The 17,239-nt window shown below is 63.2% G+C and carries 13 protein-coding genes; 7 read left to right on the forward strand and 6 right to left on the reverse strand.

The genetic code is table 11. From position 1 onward, the window contains the following. Positions 1-173: 173 nt before the first annotated feature. The 3 genes from CN933_RS19870 to CN933_RS19880 are packed head-to-tail and all read left to right on the forward strand — an operon-like array spanning position 174 to position 3,892. Complete coding sequence (locus CN933_RS19870) at positions 174-2,057, forward strand: M3 family oligoendopeptidase (RefSeq protein WP_018096793.1); 1,884 nt, start codon at positions 174-176, stop codon at positions 2,055-2,057. 54 nt (positions 2,058-2,111) lie between these two features. Next, on the forward strand, positions 2,112-3,269 hold the full coding sequence (locus tag CN933_RS19875; protein WP_018096792.1) for an aminodeoxychorismate synthase component I: 1,158 nt from the start codon (positions 2,112-2,114) through the stop codon (positions 3,267-3,269). Next, a complete protein-coding gene (locus CN933_RS19880; protein ID WP_018096791.1) occupies positions 3,266-3,892 on the forward strand; it encodes an aminotransferase class IV family protein in 627 nt (208 codons plus the stop codon). Before CN933_RS19875 ends, CN933_RS19880 begins: the two co-directional genes overlap by 4 nt. On the opposite strand, the gene CN933_RS19885 is transcribed toward CN933_RS19880, so the two are convergent. Continuing rightward, positions 3,857-4,807 carry a sensor domain-containing diguanylate cyclase gene (locus CN933_RS19885; protein ID WP_018096790.1) on the reverse strand — a complete coding sequence of 317 codons (951 nt, stop codon included), beginning with the start codon at positions 4,805-4,807 and terminating at the stop codon, positions 3,857-3,859. The genes CN933_RS19880 and CN933_RS19885 overlap by 36 nt on opposite strands. A 390-nt stretch (positions 4,808-5,197) precedes the next feature. Between CN933_RS19885 and CN933_RS19890 the strand changes: the two genes are divergently transcribed. The 4 genes from CN933_RS19890 to hemH all read left to right on the forward strand — a co-directional run bounded on the left by CN933_RS19890 (position 5,198) and on the right by hemH (position 10,572). Then, a complete protein-coding gene (locus CN933_RS19890) occupies positions 5,198-6,649 on the forward strand; it encodes a homospermidine synthase (protein WP_018096789.1) in 1,452 nt (483 codons plus the stop codon). Positions 6,650-6,944: 295 nt separating this feature from the next. Continuing rightward, complete coding sequence (omp10, locus tag CN933_RS19895; protein WP_003531074.1) at positions 6,945-7,313, forward strand: outer membrane lipoprotein Omp10; 369 nt, start codon at positions 6,945-6,947, stop codon at positions 7,311-7,313. 189 nt (positions 7,314-7,502) lie between these two features. After that, positions 7,503-9,413, forward strand: a complete 1,911-nt coding sequence (locus tag CN933_RS19900) for a bifunctional metallophosphatase/5'-nucleotidase (RefSeq protein WP_018096788.1) — start codon at positions 7,503-7,505, stop codon at positions 9,411-9,413. 124 nt (positions 9,414-9,537) lie between these two features. Further along, on the forward strand, positions 9,538-10,572 hold the full coding sequence (gene hemH / locus CN933_RS19905; RefSeq protein WP_018096787.1) for a ferrochelatase: 1,035 nt from the start codon (positions 9,538-9,540) through the stop codon (positions 10,570-10,572). A 34-nt stretch (positions 10,573-10,606) separates the two neighbouring features. Here the strand turns inward: hemH and CN933_RS19910 are convergent, their stop codons facing one another. The 5 genes from CN933_RS19910 to CN933_RS19930 all read right to left on the reverse strand — a co-directional run bounded on the left by CN933_RS19910 (position 10,607) and on the right by CN933_RS19930 (position 17,230). Further along, positions 10,607-11,623: an NAD-dependent glycerol-3-phosphate dehydrogenase gene (locus CN933_RS19910; RefSeq protein ID WP_018096786.1), complete on the reverse strand. Its 1,017-nt coding sequence runs from the start codon at positions 11,621-11,623 to the stop codon at positions 10,607-10,609. 19 nt (positions 11,624-11,642) lie between these two features. Continuing rightward, positions 11,643-13,691 carry a bifunctional aldolase/short-chain dehydrogenase gene (locus CN933_RS19915; protein ID WP_018096785.1) on the reverse strand — a complete coding sequence of 683 codons (2,049 nt, stop codon included), beginning with the start codon at positions 13,689-13,691 and terminating at the stop codon, positions 11,643-11,645. A gap of 81 nt (positions 13,692-13,772) precedes the next feature. Beyond that, on the reverse strand, positions 13,773-14,837 hold the full coding sequence (locus CN933_RS19920; protein ID WP_018096784.1) for an ABC transporter ATP-binding protein: 1,065 nt from the start codon (positions 14,835-14,837) through the stop codon (positions 13,773-13,775). A gap of 50 nt (positions 14,838-14,887) precedes the next feature. Next, positions 14,888-15,613: an SDR family oxidoreductase gene (locus CN933_RS19925; RefSeq protein WP_018096783.1), complete on the reverse strand. Its 726-nt coding sequence runs from the start codon at positions 15,611-15,613 to the stop codon at positions 14,888-14,890. Between the two features lie 120 nt (positions 15,614-15,733). Further along, the gene (locus CN933_RS19930) at positions 15,734-17,230 is read right to left on the reverse strand and encodes an ABC transporter substrate-binding protein (RefSeq protein WP_018096782.1); all 1,497 of its coding nucleotides are present in this window, start codon (positions 17,228-17,230) and stop codon (positions 15,734-15,736) included. Between the last annotated feature and the right edge of the window lie 9 nt (positions 17,231-17,239).

Genomic DNA, 17,239 nt, shown 5'->3' on the forward strand with positions numbered 1-17,239 from the left:
GGTACCTTTGGCCAGCATCATGTGCCAAATCATACCGGCCATTCGTCCCACAAACGGCTGAACATCCTGTTTTGAGAAATGCTTGCATTTTATCCATCGCGGGCGGTAGCAATGGGCGCCATGCCGTTGCCTCGCTTCAGGGTTAAGGCCTGTTCAAAACGAGAGAACCGACGATGAATTTTGCCTCGCCACGCCTTGCCGCCTCCGGGCAATCCCTCATGCGCGCCTCGCTGGTGAATTCCGGGGCCGGACAGGCTTCAGCAGCGCCGGACGAGCTCGGCGAGCTGCCGTCCTGGCGGCTCACGGACCTCTACCTCTCGCCCTCTTCCGAGGAATTCCGCTCGGACCTCGCGAAGGCGGAAACCGACGCGATCGCCTTCGAGGCGAAGTGGAAGGGCAAGCTCAAGGAGGCCGCCGGCCGAACCGGCGATCAGGGCATCGGCGCGGCCGTGAAGGAATTCGAGGCGCTGGAGGACCTCATGGGCCGCATCGCCTCCTTTGCGGGGCTTACCTATTTCTCCGATACGTCCAATCCGGCGAACGGAAAGCTCTACGGCGACGTCCAGTCGAAGCTTACCGACATATCGGCGCATCTCCTGTTCTTCTCGCTGGAACTCAACCGCATCGACGACAAGGTGATCGACGCCGCCCTCGCGACCGACAGCCTTGCCGCCCACTATCGGCCCTGGATCCTCGACCTGCGCAAGGACAAGCCCTTCCAGCTCGACGACAGGCTGGAGCAGCTTTTCCTCGAAAAGTCCATGACCGGCGCAAACGCCTTCAACCGGCTCTTCGACGAGACGATCGCATCGCTGACCTTTTCGGTGGACGGCAAGGAGCAGCCGCTGGAAGTGACGCTCAACCTTCTGCAGGACCCTTCAGTCGAAGTGCGCAAGAAGGCCGCGCTTGCGCTCGCGGAAACCTTCAAAGCGAATATCCGCACCTTCACCCTCGTCACCAACACGCTTGCGAAGGACAAGGAAATCTCCGACCGCTGGCGCGGTTTCGAGGATATCGCCGACAGCCGCCATCTCGCCAACCGGGTGGAGCGTGAGGTCGTGGACGCTCTGGCCGCATCGGTGAAGGCCGCCTACCCCCGGCTCTCGCACCGCTATTATGCGATGAAGGCCAAGTGGCTCGGCATGGAGCAGATGGATTTCTGGGATCGGAACGCCCCTCTGCCGGAAACGCCGAACGCGCTTATTCCCTGGAACGAAGCAAGGGATACGGTCCTTTCCGCCTATCACGCCTTCGCCCCGGAAATGGCGGCGATCGCGCGGCGCTTCTTCGACGATAGCTGGATCGACGCGCCGGTCCGACCGGGCAAGGCGCCGGGCGCTTTCGCGCATCCGACCGTCCCTTCCGTGCACCCCTATGTTCTGGTCAACTACATGGGCAAGCCGCGCGACGTGATGACGCTCGCTCACGAGCTCGGCCATGGCGTCCATCAGGTCCTTGCCGGCGCCCAGGGCGCGCTGATGGCCTCGACGCCGCTGACGCTTGCGGAAACCGCATCCGTGTTCGGCGAGATGCTGACCTTCCGCGCGCTCCTCGACCGGACCAAGGACAAGCGCGAACGCAAGGCGATGCTTGCGCAGAAGGTCGAGGACATGATCAACACGGTCGTCCGGCAGATCGCCTTCTATGATTTCGAGCGCAAGGTGCATACGGCCCGCAAGGAAGGCGAGCTGACGGCCGAGGACCTGGGCCGGATATGGCTATCGGTGCAGAGCGAAAGCCTCGGCCCGGCGATCCGGCTTTCTGAGAGCTATGAGACCTACTGGGCCTATATCCCCCACTTCATCCATTCGCCCTTCTACGTCTATGCCTATGCCTTCGGCGATTGCCTGGTGAACTCCCTCTATGCCGTCTATCAGAACGCCGAGCGCGGCTTCCAGGAGAAATATTTCGAGATGCTGAAGGCGGGCGGAACGAAGCATCATTCCGAACTTCTCGCGCCCTTCGGGCTCGACGCCACCGATCCGTCGTTCTGGGCACAGGGCCTGTCGATGATTGAAGGGCTCATCGACGAACTGGAGGCGCTTGATAAGGCGTGACCCGCTCGGGCCGTATCGGCCCCCGTCGGACCGAATTGACAGCGACCGACCTCGATGATCGAACACGCGCCCTATGTCCTCTTCCGGGACGACAGCGAGAACCGCACGACGGTTTTCGCCGAGCCTTTGCGCGTCATCACGGCACGGACGAGGGCTGAGTTCCACCGCGGCCTTGGCGAAATCGAGGCGGCCCATCGTGCCGGCAAATGGATCGCGGGCTTCATGGCCTACGAAGCGGGCCATCTTTTCGAGAAGAAACTGGCCCCCTTCGCGCCGGAGAACCGGGAAACGCCGCTGATGTCCTTCGGCGTCTTCGACGCGCCGGCAAAGGACCATCCGCTTGCGGTGCCGCAGCGGCGCATCGAAAACGAGCCCCTCCTCGCGGAGCCTCGTGCAGGCTGGGATTTTCCTGCTTATCGCCAGCGCTTCGAAAAGCTGCACCGGCATCTGCGCCAGGGCGATTGCTACCAGGCCAACCTGACCATGCCGATCCATGCGCGCTGGTCCGGCGATCCGCTTGCCGCATTCTGGTCGCTGATCGAGCGTCAGCCGGTGAAATACGGCGCGCTCGTCGCCCTCGACGGCCCGGTCCTGATCTCGCGCTCGCCGGAACTTTTCTTCCGGGTCGACGCCGACGGCTGGATCGAGACGCATCCGATGAAGGGCACGGCGCGGCGCGGCGCGAGCCCTGATGAGGATGACGCGATCATCGCGGCGATGCGCGCCGACGAGAAGACGCAAGCCGAGAACCGCATGATCGTCGACCTTCTGCGCAACGACATCTCCCGCGTGACCGAAGTCGGCACGCTCGACGTGCCGAAGCTCTTCGACATCGAGACCTATCCGACGGTCCACCAGATGGTGAGCCACGTCAGGGCGAAGCTTCTGCCCGAGATCGGCATCGCCGACATTTTCGCCGCGCTCTTTCCCTGCGGCTCCGTGACCGGCGCCCCGAAGATTCGGGCGATGGAAATTCTCCACGATCTGGAGCCCGGGGCGCGTGACGCCTATTGCGGCGCGATCGGCTACATCGCCCCGAACCGCACCATGCGCTTCAACGTCGCGATCCGCACCATATCGCTCTTTGCCGGGGGCCGGGCTGTGTTCAATGTCGGCGGCGGCATCGTCTTCGATTCCAAGGCCGAGGCAGAGTACGAGGAATGCCTGCTGAAGGCCCGCTTCGCCGTCGGCGATGCCGAGATCGCCCGATGACCGGTTTTTCCCTGATCGAGACGCTGCGCTACGAACCGGAGAATGGCTTTACGAGGCTGCGGCTGCATCTGGCGCGACTGACGCGCTCCGCCAGACGCCTCGGCTTTTCAGGTGCGGCCGCAGCCGAGGCGACGCTGGGGCGAGCCGTTTCGGGCGCGCGAGCGCCGCTGCGCGTGCGCCTCACGCTCGACCGCGACGGCAGCATCGACGTGACGACGGCGCCCTTCGTGCCGCTTGCCGACGGCGCGGCGTGGCGGGTGCGGATCGCCTCGACGCGGCTCGATTCCAGCGACCGCCTCCTCCGGATGAAGACCACGCGCCGGAGCCGCTACGAGGCGGCACGCAGCGAGTTTTCCACGGCCGAGGCCGACGAGGTCATCCTGCTCAATGAAAAGGGGGAGGTCTGTGAGGGGACGATAACTTCGGTCTTTCTCGATGACGGCAGCGGGTACTTGAAGACGCCGCCGATCGCCTGCGGCCTTCTCGCCGGCGTTCTGCGCACGGAGCTCATCTGCCAGCGGCGGGCACGGGTCGAGCGGTTGGCTCCCGCCGATCTCGCAAGCGGCCGTCTTTACATCGGCAATTCCCTAAGGGGACTGATCCGGGCTGAACTCACGGTCTGATCCGGGTAGCGTATGACGCTTGACGCGATCGCGCCCTTCACGCTTGGCGATGTAAAGGGCATCGTCCGCGCGTGAATAAATGTCCCTGACGCTGTCGCCCTCCCGATACTCCGCAAGTCCGACCGAACAGGTGTAGAAGAACTCCGGTATGTTCGAAAGCGGTCTGGCGTTGCGGACCCTGTCCAGCAGCCGATCGAGGATGAGGTTCGCTTCGCTGACGGTGGTGTCCGGCAGGATCAGCATGAACTCTTCGCCGCCGATCCGCCCGAAGCAATCGGAGCGCCGCACGAATTCCTGCATCTGCCGGGCGAAGTCGAGCAAGACCTCATCACCGCGATGATGGCCATAGCGATCGTTGATCGCCTTGAAATAGTCGATGTCTATGATTGCCACGCACCCCCACATGTGCGGGTTCTCGGCGCAGTTGCGGATGAACTCGTTGAGCCTTTCCATCGTGTAGCGCCGGTTGGGCACGCTGGTGAGTTCGTCCACCTGTGAGGCCCTGAGCGCGAAATCCCGGTCCTGGCGAAGCTTGCGCTCCCCCGCCCGCACCTCCGTAATGTCGACGGCGATGCACAGCATCCAGCCTTTCTGGTCCACGGTCTCCGTCATCCAAAGCCAGCGGCCGTCGTGAAGGTCGGTCTCGACCGTGCGGAAAGGCACCTTCCCGCGCCGGTGGACCGTGGCGGCGATCCAGCCTTCGAGGTCGTCAGTCTTGAGAACGGTGCCCCTGCCCGCGGCATGATTGCGGCGCATGATCTCCGCCCAGGTCGGCGCTTCGCCCTCGCCGACGTGGTAGGCCGACCGAAAGGCTTCATTGGCGTAGCGCAGCCGATCCTGCGGATCATAGAGCGCGATGAGCACCGGCGTTGCGGCTTGCAAGCCCATCAGGGCCTTGAGGTGATCACCAGTCACGTTGGTCTGCTCCAGGAACTTCGGTCGCGATGCGAGGCAATGGGCTCTGTTGAAGCTATAGCACGATGCGCTTGCGGCAAGCTGCCCGCATTCGCGATGATTTCGGAATCGACCCGAAGTCGTGCCGGTGCGGCCGCGGCATCGCTGCCCCTGGAAGATAGCCGGTTAAGCAAAGTCGCAGGTGCCGCCTTGACGGGACCGCTCTTTATTGTGACAGGAAACTGTGCTCTACAGCGCCGCGCATCTATCCAGACGCACGAAAGTCCGCTGCACTCTATAGTTTGCCTGAGTGGTTCTGCCCGACATGCAGTCCTCATCAGGAATTCGAGGCTCGCTTCTCGCGCGCATCCAAGCATCGCACAGGGATGTTTTCTCAGGAGAAAGACAAAAATGGCAGACACCACCTATCCGGTTTATGGCGAGATCGCCGGCCCGATCGTGATGATCGGCTTTGGGTCGATCGGCCACGGCACCTTGCCGCTGATCGAGCGCCACTTCAAATATGACAAGAACCGGTTGATCGTGGTGGAGCCCCGTGAGGACGCCAAGGACGCGGAAATATTCGCGCGCCATGGCGTGCGGCACGTGCGGGCGGCCGTCACCAAGGACAACTACAAGGAACTGCTGAAGCCGCTCCTGACGGAAGGCGGCGGCCAGGGCTTCTGCGTCAATCTCTCTGTCGACACCTCGTCGCTCGACCTGATGAAGCTTTGCCGCAAGCTCGACGTCCTCTATGTCGACACGGTCGTCGAACCGTGGCTCGGCTTCTACTTCGATGCCGAAATGGACAATTCCGAGCGCACGAATTACGCCCTGCGCGAAACGGTACGCCGGGAGAAGGAAAAGAACCCGGGCGGCACCACGGCGGTTTCGACCTGCGGCGCCAATCCCGGCATGGTCTCCTGGTTCGTCAAGAAGGCCCTTCTCAATCTCGCCGACGATCTCGGCCTGAAATACGAAGAGCCGCATCAGGACGACCGGGAAGGCTGGGCGAAGCTGATGAAGAAAGCGGGCGTCAAGGGCATTCACATCGCCGAGCGCGACACCCAGCGCGCCAAGCACCCGAAACCGCTCAACGTTTTCTGGAACACCTGGTCGGTGGAAGGCTTCATTTCGGAAGGCCTGCAGCCGGCCGAGCTCGGCTGGGGCACCCACGAGAACTGGATGCCGAAAAACGCCAAGAAGCACAAGAAGGGCTGCAAGGCGGCGATCTACCTGGAGCAGCCGGGTGCAAACACCCGCGTGCGCAGCTGGTGCCCGACGCCCGGCCCGCAATACGGCTTCCTGGTCACGCACAACGAAGCGATCTCGATCGCCGACTTCTTCACCGTCCGCGATAAGGACGGCGACGTTTCCTACCGCCCGACCTGCCATTACGCCTATCACCCGGCCAATGACGCCGTTCTCTCGCTGCACGAGATGTTCGGCAACGGCGGCACGGCGCAGCCGGAGCTGCACGTCCTCGACGAGCACGAGCTCGTGGACGGCGTCGACGAGCTCGGCGTGCTGCTCTACGGTCATGCCAGGAACGCCTACTGGTACGGCTCCCGCCTCTCGCTGGAAGAGACACGCCGCATCGCGCCCTATCAGAACGCCACCGGCCTGCAGGTCACGAGCGCCGTTCTTGCCGGCATGGTCTGGGCTTTGGAGAACCCGAAGGCCGGCATCGTCGAAGCCGACGAGATGGACTACAAGCGCTGCCTGGAAGTGCAGATGCCTTATCTCGGCCCTGTCGAAGGACATTACACCGACTGGACGCCGCTCGACGGGCGCCCGGGCCTTTTCCCGGAAGACATCGACACGAAGGACCCCTGGCAGTTCAGGAACATCCTCGTCCGCTGAGGATCACGCGACGAAGCACGCCCTATCGGCCCGGAGCAGTGCTCCGGGCCTTTTCTTTTCGAATGCCTAGCGCGGCGCGCGCATGCCCGCTCTTGCTTTCAACTCATGATCGCGGCATGTTTCGCGCACGCGTGTCTCAAAAGACGCACAACGGTCGTTGCGGTGCTGTGAGACGCCGCACAATTGTGCGTCGATCGGTTTCGATTCACGGAATTATGCGGTAGAGCGGGACAGGAAAGTATGAAGCGGTTTTGCGTTCGCATCCCGCTCAACTCGTGACGCGGGAGAAACGCCGATGAAGCCATTCGCCATCCTCACCCTCCTGGCAACTGCCGCCGCGCTGGCATCCTGTCAGTCTCAGCCTCGGGAACTCCGGCCAATGTCGTCGGCGCCGCAGGCGACGGGTGTCGAGGGTTCCTGGGTCGATCCGAACGGCATCGTCTCCACTTTCGCAGGCGGCACCTTCTCGACGCGCACGACCGACACCAACCAGCTTCTCGCCTCCGGCAACTATGTGAACGTCAGCCCGACGCTGGTGGAAATCAACATGACCTCGCTGGTGCGCAACACCCAGTCCAAGGTCAACTGTGCGCTGGCAACGCCGGCGCAACTGAACTGCACGACGGACTCCGGCGCACAGTTCTCGCTGGCGCGCCGCGGCTGACACGGCGCCAGATGATGAACGAGGGCCCTGGACGGGCCCTTTTTCTTGCCGGGACGGCTTAACCTTGTCTGAAATCCGGCGGCGTCGGCATGCGTTTGCGGCTTGAAGTCGATCCCGACTGGTGAAAACATCCGCTGCAGCGCGGCGGGTCTTACCTGCGACTCGGCCGGCAGCACACAGGAGCACACCATGATCAGACACATGCGGACCGGCCTCGTTGCCGCTTCCCTTCTCGCGCTCTCTTCGGGCGCAGCTTTTGCCGATTATGAACTGAACATCCTGCACATCAACGACCTTCATTCGCGCATCGAATCGATCAACAAATTCGATTCGACCTGTTCGGCCGAGGAAGAGGGCAAGAACGAGTGCTTCGGAGGCGTCGCCCGCCTCAAGACGCTGATAGACGAGAAGCGCCAGGAACTGACGGGCAAGAACGTGCTCCTGCTCAACGCCGGCGACAATTTCCAGGGCTCGCTCTTCTTCACCACCTACAAGGGCACCGCGGAAGCGGAGTTCCTCAACCTGATGAAGTTCGACGCGATGACCGTCGGCAACCACGAATTCGACGAAGCCGAAGATGGCCTTGCGAGCTTCCTCGACAAGGTCACCTTCCCCGTCGTCACCGCCAATGTCCTGCCGAGTCACAAATCGAAGATCGGCGATCGGATCAAGCCGTCGATCGTTCTGGATGTCGGCGGCGAAAAGATCGGCATCGTCGGCGCGGTCGCAAATGACACGCCCGAGCTCTCCTCGGTCGGGCCGGACATTCTGATCGGCGAGGACGTGGCGACGATCACCAGCGCGATCGAAGAGATCAAGAAGCAGGGCGTCGACAAGATCATCGCGCTCACCCATGTCGGCTATCCGCGCGACCTCGCGGCGATCGCCAAGATCCCGGACGTCGACGTGGTGGTCGGCGGCCATTCCCACAGTCTCCTGTCCAACACCGACGAGAAGGCCGAGGGGCCATATCCCACCATGGTCGACAACCCCGGCGGCTACCAGGTGCCGGTGGTACAGGCCGGCTCCTACAGCAAATATCTCGGCGACCTCGTGGTGACGTTCGACGACAACGGCGTCGTCAAGGCCGCCAAGGGCGACCCGATCCTCGTCGATTCCTCGGTGAAACCGGACGAGGCCGTGGCCGCACGGATCAAGGAACTCGCAAAGCCCATCGAAGAGTTGCGATCGAAAGTGATTGCCAAAACCGAGGCGCCGATCGACGGATCGCGCGAGACCTGCCGCGCCAAGGAGTGCGAGATGGGCAGTCTCGTGGCCGACGCGATGCTCGATCGCGTCAAGGGCCAGGGCGTGACGGTCGCCATCACCAACGGCGGAGGCTTGCGCGCTTCGATCGACGGCGGCGACGTGACGATGGGCGAAGTCATCACCGTCCTGCCCTTCCAGAACACGCTTTCCACCTTCCAGCTGAAGGGCTCCGACATCCGCGCAGCCCTTGAAAACGGCCTCAGCCAGGTCGAAGAGGGCGGCGGGCGCTTCCCGCAGGTCGCGGGCCTCAAATATTCGTTCGACCGTTCGAAGCCCGCCGGCAGCCGCCTCGTCAGCGTCGAGGTCAAGGAGGGTGACGCCTTCGCGGCACTCGATCCGGAAAAGACCTATTCGCTGGTCAGCAACAACTTCATGCGCGGCGGCGGCGACGGTTACGCCGTCTTCAAGGACAAGGGCGAGAATGCCTATGACTACGGTCCGGGCCTCGAAACCGTGCTCGCCGACTACCTCGCCGCCCACCAGCCCTTCAAGCCCTACACCGACGGCCGTATCACGGAAGTGGCCGCCGCGGCCCCGGAGGCCGCGCCCAGCGCTGCACCGGAGCCGGAAGCCGCCGCGCCGGAGCCGGAGGCCGCCGCAAAGCCGGCGGAAAGCGAAGCGGCCACCACTGCCCCCGAGGCTTCGCCCCCGGCGGCAGCCGCTGCCGAAGGCCCACGCAAGCACGTCATAGCGCGCGGCGATACGCTGTGGGACCTCGCGGAATCCTTTTACGGCAGCGGCACCGAATGGAGAAAAATATCGGCCGCCAACGGGGATCCGGCGCCGCGAGCGCTTGAAATCGGCCGCGAGCTGGACATCCCCGCCGAGTAAGACGATTTGCCTCGACATTTGGGACCGGCGCGGGCTTTCCCGCGCCGGTTTTTCTTCTTAGAAGGCTTTGAAACTGCCGGCGCGACCACCACCTTGCAAAGGTGCGCGCCTCACGAGGACCGAAATGACCGCCATGGATGCCGAGCCGAACACCAATCACCCCGCCGTCAGCTACGGAAAGGTCGGCGTGCTCCTCGTCAATCTGGGCACGCCGGACGGTACCGACGTCGCCTCGATGCGCCGCTATCTGCGGGAGTTTCTGAGCGACCGCCGCGTGATCGAATGGTCGCGTCTCTTCTGGTACCCGATCCTCTACGGCATCGTGCTCAACACACGTCCGCGCAAGGTCGGCAAGGCCTACGAGCTCATCTGGAACAAGGAACTGAACGAAAGCTGGCTCAGAACCTATACGCGCAATCAGGCGGCACTGATGGCGGACGCCTTCGGCGGCCGGCCGCAGGTCGTCGTCGACTGGGCGATGCGCTATGGCCAGCCCTCCATCGCGTCGCGCATAGAGGCGCTGCAGAAAGCCGGATGCGAGCGGATTCTCGTCTTCCCGCTCTATCCGCAATATGCCGCCGCCACCACCGCCACCGTCAACGACAAGGCCTTCGAAGCCTTGCTCAAGATGCGCTGGCAGCCGGCGCTCAGAACGGTGCCGCCCTATCACGACGACCCGGTCTACATCGACGCCCTGGCCACCTCGATCACCAAGCATCTCGCGACGCTCGACTGGGAGCCGGAGCTGGTGCTCGCCTCGTTCCACGGGATCCCGAAAAGCTATTTCGAAAAGGGAGATCCCTATTATTGCCAGTGTCAGAAGACCGCACGCCTTCTGCGCGAAAAACTTGGCTGGGCGAAAGAAAAGCTGCAGGTGACCTTCCAGTCGCGATTCGGCCCCGAGGAGTGGCTGCAACCCTATACCGACGCCACCGTGGAACGGCTGGCCAAGGAGGGTGTGAAGAAGATCGCCGTCATCAATCCGGGCTTTGTTTCCGACTGTCTGGAGACGCTCGAAGAGATCGCCGGGCAGGCGGCCGAGAGCTTCCACCACAATGGCGGCGAAAAATTCGCCCATATCCCCTGCCTGAACGACAGCCCCGAGGGCATCGCGGTGCTCAACCACGTCGTGCGCCGCGAGCTGGAAGGTTGGTTGTAGAACAGCGCCATTCCCGACCCGGAATCGCCGCGACCTAAATCCTCCCGAAGTCGAAGGCGAATACGCCGTCCTCGACTATGGCGTTCGTAATGGCGGTTGCGAGAGGCAGAAGGGTGGCGGCATCGTCGATTTGCCGCAGCAACGAGCCGACCATTCGTGCGGTGTCGATGCCTTCGACCGTCTCGCCGCCGAGCTCGCCCGACATCACGTCCGCAACGGTTCGGCCAAGCCCGAGGCCGTGACCGAGCCGGCTGTTGCGTCCGCCGCCCACCGTCACGTGCAGATCGCCGATGCCGGCGCGGTCGAAGGCGGAAGCACGGTTGCCGCCGATCCGTTCGCAGAGCAAAGCCATTTCCTGAGCCGCCTGATTGAAGGCCGCCGCAGTCGGGTTTTTTGACTGGCCGTCGGCGCGCAGCCCGTCCGGATAGCGGGTCTGCATGGCGCTGACACCGATTGCGAAGAAATTCTTGAGCGCCGCGCAGGCCTCGACGCCGGTCACATCCTCACCCACCGCGAGCCGGTAATAAGGTGTCCGCATCAAGCCCGCGGCGAAGTCCGCGGCCGCCCTGTCACGGCTGGCATAGATGCTGGACGTCGGATAGCGGTTGGCAAGCTCGCGCGCGATACATGGCCCACCGATGCCGATGAAGCTCTCCATATTGGCGATCCGCGGCGGCAGCGTCTCGGCATAGGTGACGATCCGCTCACCCTCGCGGTCGAGACCCTTCGTCACGAAAGCCACCGGCTTTTTCGAGCGCAGCAGACCGCTCAGCCGGTCGGCCGCCCAGGCGACACCCGGGCTGCTGACGCCGACGACGATGAGATCCGCCGTGTCGGCATGTTCCGGCCGGAGTTCCTCGTCCGCGAGGATCGTCACCGTTTCGGCAAGCGTCGCGTCGAGCTTCGGATGGATTTCACCTGCCTTCATCCTGGTGACAGGCAGCGTGTCGAGCGGCGTGCCGGCCAGCAGTACCCTGTGGCCGTTGTCGCTGGCAGGCACGGCAAGGGCAGTACCCATGACGCCTGCCCCTAAAACGAGGATCGTTGCCATATGTGCCCCCCGCGACTGTTCAGCGCATCATCGCGGCGACATTGCCGCCGTCGACGGTGACGACCGCGCCGGTGGAGGTCCGTGCCTTGGCCAGATGCACGAAGGCCGCCGCCACGTCGGCGCCTGTCACCTCGCGGCGAAGCATATTGCCTCGCATATAGTCCTCAGGCGTCACGCCCCGCGCCTTCGAGCGTTCCTCCACCATCTTGTCGGTCATAAGACCGGTACGGATACGGTCTGCATTGACGGCGTTCGAGGTGATGCCGGAGCCGCCGTGCTCGATCGCATATTGGCGCATCAGCGCCATCAGCGCCGCCTTTGAAGTCCCGTAGGGGCCGAAATCCGCGCCGGGATTCACCGCTTGTTTGGAGACGTTGAACACCAGCGCGCCGCCCGTTTTCTGCTGCTCCATGACGCGTACCACGGCACGCGCGACATAGTGATGGCTCCAGAAGTTAAGGTCGAAGGCTCTGCGGAAGGTCGCCTCGTCGACGCCAAGCAGCTTTCCCTGGAAGGCGGCCCCGGCATTCGAGATCAGAATGTCGACACCGCCATAATGCGCCACGGCCTTGGCGACGGCTGCGTCTACCGCCTCCGGATGGGTCACGTCGCACAGCACCGGCAGCGCGCCGAGCTTTTTCGCAGCCGCGTTCAGCGCGTCCTCGGAAATGTCGAAGAGCGCGAGTTCGGCACCCTCCGCCTTCAGTGCCTCTGCCACCGCGAGGCCCAGCCCGCTTGCTGCGCCGGTAACGATCGCCACCTGTCGGGTCAAAGGCTTTTCCTGCACCTTTGCCAGCTTCACCTGCTCAAGCGACCAGTATTCGATGTCGAAGAGATCGGCCTCAGAGAGCGCCTCGAACGCCTCGATGCCTTCCGCTTTGGTGATGACGTCGATGGTTGCTTCCGCCACGTCCGCACCGACGATCGCATTCTTTCGCGCCGCGCCGGCGGCGAAGAGTCCGATGCCGGCGACATAAAACACCCGAGGCTTCGGGTCGAGCATCCGCTTGCCACCGCCGACACGGGCATTGTTGCGCTCGAAATAGTCCCTGTAGTCGGCCTCGAAGGCGGCAACCGCCGCCCGCGCCTGCTCTGCCCATTCGCCAAGCCTGTCCTTTTGCGGCGCCGGCAGTGCCACTCCGAAGCGTTTGATGTGGATCACGTGCTCCGGTGTCGCATTGCCGCGGCGCGTCAGGCTGTCGACGTTTTCGGCGTTGCAGAATTCGAGGATCTTCTCGCCCGTACGGTGCTCCAGAACGAACCGCTTCGGCGTACCTTCGAGGCCCGTCTCGATCGCCAAAGCCCCGCGCAGGATCGGCGCAACCTCCGCGGCGGAGGCCAGGTTGTCGGGGAGGACGATGCCCGCGAACGGCTTCGCCCTGCCCTCAGAAAGACGCCGCTCGGCCTTGTCTATTTTGGCGATCATGTCCTCATAGGCCTCTCGCGGCTCGTCCGACCAGGTGAAGATGCCGTGCTTCAGCAGGATCATGCCATCGCCCTTCGGGTTTGCCTTGAAGGCGGCATCGCAGGCCTTCGCCAGATCGAAGCCCGGCATCACATAGGGAACGATGATCGACTCGGGAAAGAGCTCCCGGATCAACTCTTCGCCATGCGGCTGATTGGTGAGGGAAACGATCGCATTCGCATGGGTGTGATCGATGTGTTTGAAGGGAAGGATCGCATGCAGGATGGCTTCGACCGACGGGTTGGGCGAAGCTGGATCGATAAGCAGGCGGCGTTGGAGCATCACCATGTCGTCGTCGGAGAGCGTCTCGAAGCCGATCATCGCCTGCAGCGGCTGCAAGCGCACGGCCGGCAGTCCCTGCGGCTCGATCGTACCCATGTCCCATCCGCTGCCCTTGACGCAGAGTACCTCAACCTCGGTGCCGTCCATCTCTTTGAACGTGGTCTTGACCGATGTGTTTCCGCCGCCGTGCAATACCAATTCCGGATCGGAGCCCAGCAGCCGGGTCGTATAGGTGCGGACCGCAAGATCGCGATTGACGCCTTTGGCGGTATAGCCCTCTACGGTCGAAGTGAATTCGGAGTCCAACCAGCGCGATTTCATGACAGTTCCTTTCCTGGCCGGCACCGCGTTCGAGCGGCCGGCTCCCAGTCGATCAATAGTGTAATGTCCGGTCCGCAGCGGTCAGATGCGGACCTCGGTCTCGGCATCGAACACGTGCACCTTGGAGGGTGGGATCGCAAAGCGAACCTCGGCGCCCTCCGAAAACCGCTCCGCCTTGTCGACGACCGCGACGAAGCTTCCCTCCGGGCCCTGGCAGAAAAGCTGCGCGTCATGGCCAAGCCGCTCAGTGAGAATCGCTTTGGCTGCAAGCGGACCTGCGGAATCGACCACCACGTCGGTCGGGCGCAGGCCGAGGACCACCTTCCTGCCCGGCTTCAATGCCGGGGACGCCTCCACGGCCAGCCGGCCGGCCGCCGTATCGACGGCGGGAGCGCCATTGTCCGCCACCACGGTTCCGGGGAGGAAGTTGATGGACGAAGAGCCGATGAAGTCTGCAACATATTTGCTGGCGGGCCGGTCGTAGACGTCGTCGGGCGAGCCGATCTGCTCGATCTTGCCCGCGCGCATGACGACGATCTTGTCGGCCATGGTCATGGCTTCGATCTGGTCATGGGTGACGTAGATGGTGGTGGTCTTCAGCCGGTTGTGCAGCTGGCGGATTTCCGTGCGCATATGAGCGCGCAGCTTGGCATCTAGATTCGACAGCGGCTCGTCGAACAGGAACACCTCCGCCTCGCGCACCATGGCGCGACCCATGGCGACGCGCTGGCGCTGGCCGCCGGAAAGCTCCTTTGGGTAACGATCGAGATAGGGGGTGAGGTTGAGGGTTGCGGCCGCCCATTCCACTCGCTCCTTGATCTCCGCGGAAGGAACCTTCGCCACTTCCAGGCTGAAGGCGATGTTGTCGTAGACCTTCATCGTCGGATAGAGCGCGTAGTTCTGAAAGACCATGGCGATCGAACGGTCACGCGGATGCACGTCGTTCACACGCTTTCCGCCGATCATGAGATCGCCTTCGCTGACGGCCTCGAGGCCGGCCGTCATTCTGAGCAAGGTCGTCTTGCCGCAGCCCGACGGTCCGAGCAGGACCACGAATTCGTGGTCCTCGATTCGGAAGGAGATGTCGCGCATGATCGTGACGGCACCGAAGGACTTGCCGATATTCTGATATTCCACGGTCGCCATCGGTCGTTACTCCCCTGTTCGTTTCGGCCGGCCGTCGCGGCAGCTCTGTCTCAATACTTCTGCCGCGTCGGCGTGATGACGATTTCCTGGACGATCGCGCGTTGCGGCAGCCGATACGCGTCGAGGATGAGGTCCGCGACGATTTCGGCTGAAATACCGCCGCCGATCGCCGCCTTGTTCGCCTTGTAATTGGCAAGAGTGGTCTCGTCCTTCACGTGGTCCAGCACCTCCGTTTCGATGATGCCGGGGGAGACGACGATGACGCGCACGTCGTGCGGCGCCAGATATTCGCGCAGACTTTCGGACACCGCGTGGACGAAGAACTTTGTGCCGCAATAGACCGTATGGTCCGGGTAGACCTTGCGTCCGGCGATCGAGCTCATCATCACCAGCGTTCCCTGCTTCCGCCCGATCATACCGGATAGCACCGCATGCACGCTGTTCATCACACCCTTGGTGTTGATGTCGATCATCTCGTCCCATTCTTCCGGTGCCTGACGGGCGATGTCGCCGAGCCGTGCGATGCCGGCATTGGCAAACATCATGTCGACCGGCCCGAATTTCGCCTCGGCTTCGCCGACCGCATCCGCAAGTGCAGCGCGATCGCGCACGTCCGCCTTCTTCAGAACGGCATTGGGCAAGTCCAGCGACTCGAGCCGGTCGAGCCTGCGTGCTATGAGCAGCAACGGATGGCCGGCCTTGGAGAAGGCGCGCGCGACGGCCTCTCCAATGCCGGAGCTGGCGCCAGTGATCGCTATCAGCGGTTTTTCGGGCATGGTGGTCCCCTGTTTTTGCGTTTGTCCCGGCTGGAAGGGGCACCGCTAAGACGGCGCGCTTGCCGATGCGCAATGTCGCCGCCGCATCCGACATGCAGCGGCACCCCATCCGGATGTGAGTCAGCCTTTCAGAACGGTTTCGACCTGCGAGGCGATGTCGTCCATCGCCTCCTTGGAGGAGCCGTAGCTGCCGGCGAAATACTTGCCGAGGCCGACGGGAATCGTGTCGCTCGACAATTGCGCCCATTCCGGCAAGTCCGGTTCCGAGCCCATGTATTTGTCGATCGTCTCGCGGACGACCGACAAGTGACGGGTCGTGCCGGCGCCGACCCGGGCATTGGCCTTGACGCGCGGGTCGTCATAGACCGAGGCGCGGGTGGGGCCGGTGCCGCCGCCGAGCGTGGTGATGAGGGCCTGCGTGTCGGCGCAGGTGGCCCATTGCATGAAGATCCAAGCCGCATCCGGGCTTTTCGAATATCTGGACACCGCCAGCGACGAGCCGCCCTGGTGGCCGGTACCGGGGATTTCGCCGTAGCCGCATTCTTCGGGCTTCCTGAGCGCGGCCGGCTGCGGCGGGACGACCGCCTCGCAGAGGCCGGAAACCTTGGTCTGGCTGGCATCGTCGAAATAGGGAAAGAACTCGCCCCAGGAGAGCATGGAGGCGGCAACCCCCTGAGCGATCGCCTGGCCCTGGCCGTCCCAGGTCCACTGGTCGACACCCGGCGGCATGGTTTCCTTGAGCCTGGTGTAATAGTCGAGCGCGGCGATGCCCCGTTCGTCGTTGCCGACGAACTTCTTGTCGGCATTGAAGATCGAGCCGCCATTTCCCCAGAGCATGGAGGTCCACTCGCACTCCAGCGCATAGTGGCCCGACTTCATCTGCCCGGCATAGCCGTAGAGGTTCGGCCCCATTTCCTTCGTGATGGCGGCGGAATTGTTCAGCAGGTCCTCGAACGTCGTCGGCGCCTTGAGACCGAGCTTTTCGTAGATGTCCTTGCGGTAGATCATGATGAAGATGGGAATGTCGTAGGGAACGCCAACCCAGCGATCCTCATACTTGGCGATGCCGTCGACGAGCGCCGGCATGAAATCGTCGATGTTGTAGTTCGGCATGGCGAGGTCTGGCTTGTCCTGAAGCTGCTCGCGCGGATCGAACACGTCCTGGCTGAAGGATGCCGACCAGCTCTGGTCGATGTAATAGAGATCGTAGGTTCCGAGCGAAGAGGCGACGTCGAGCGTCAGCTTCTGCAGAACCTGTTCGAGCGGCAGGACCTCGATCTCGACCCTGATGCCGGTCGCTTCCTCGAAATATTTCTTCAGCTGCGAGTTGATGGCGTTCGACGGCGGAGTGGATTCCGTGGCGAGCTTCAACGTCGTTCCCGCAAAGGGCTTGGCGACGTCCTTGAGCCAGGAGATCACCTCGGCCGACGGCTGAAGCTGCTCCTGAGCGAGCGCCCTGCTTACGCCGAAGGGGCGGCTGCCGAAACCCATTCCGAGCGCGGTTGCGCCGAGGCCGAGCGTGCCGGCGGCGCGCAGGAAGCTGCGGCGGTCGATCTGGCCGCGGACGAAGCGGTCGGTCACAGACGCGAGATAAAACTTTCTGTCTTTCTCTTTCATGTCTTCCTC

Source organism: Sinorhizobium sp. M4_45 (genome assembly GCF_002885915.1).
GTDB lineage: Bacteria > Pseudomonadota > Alphaproteobacteria > Rhizobiales > Rhizobiaceae > Sinorhizobium > Sinorhizobium meliloti_A.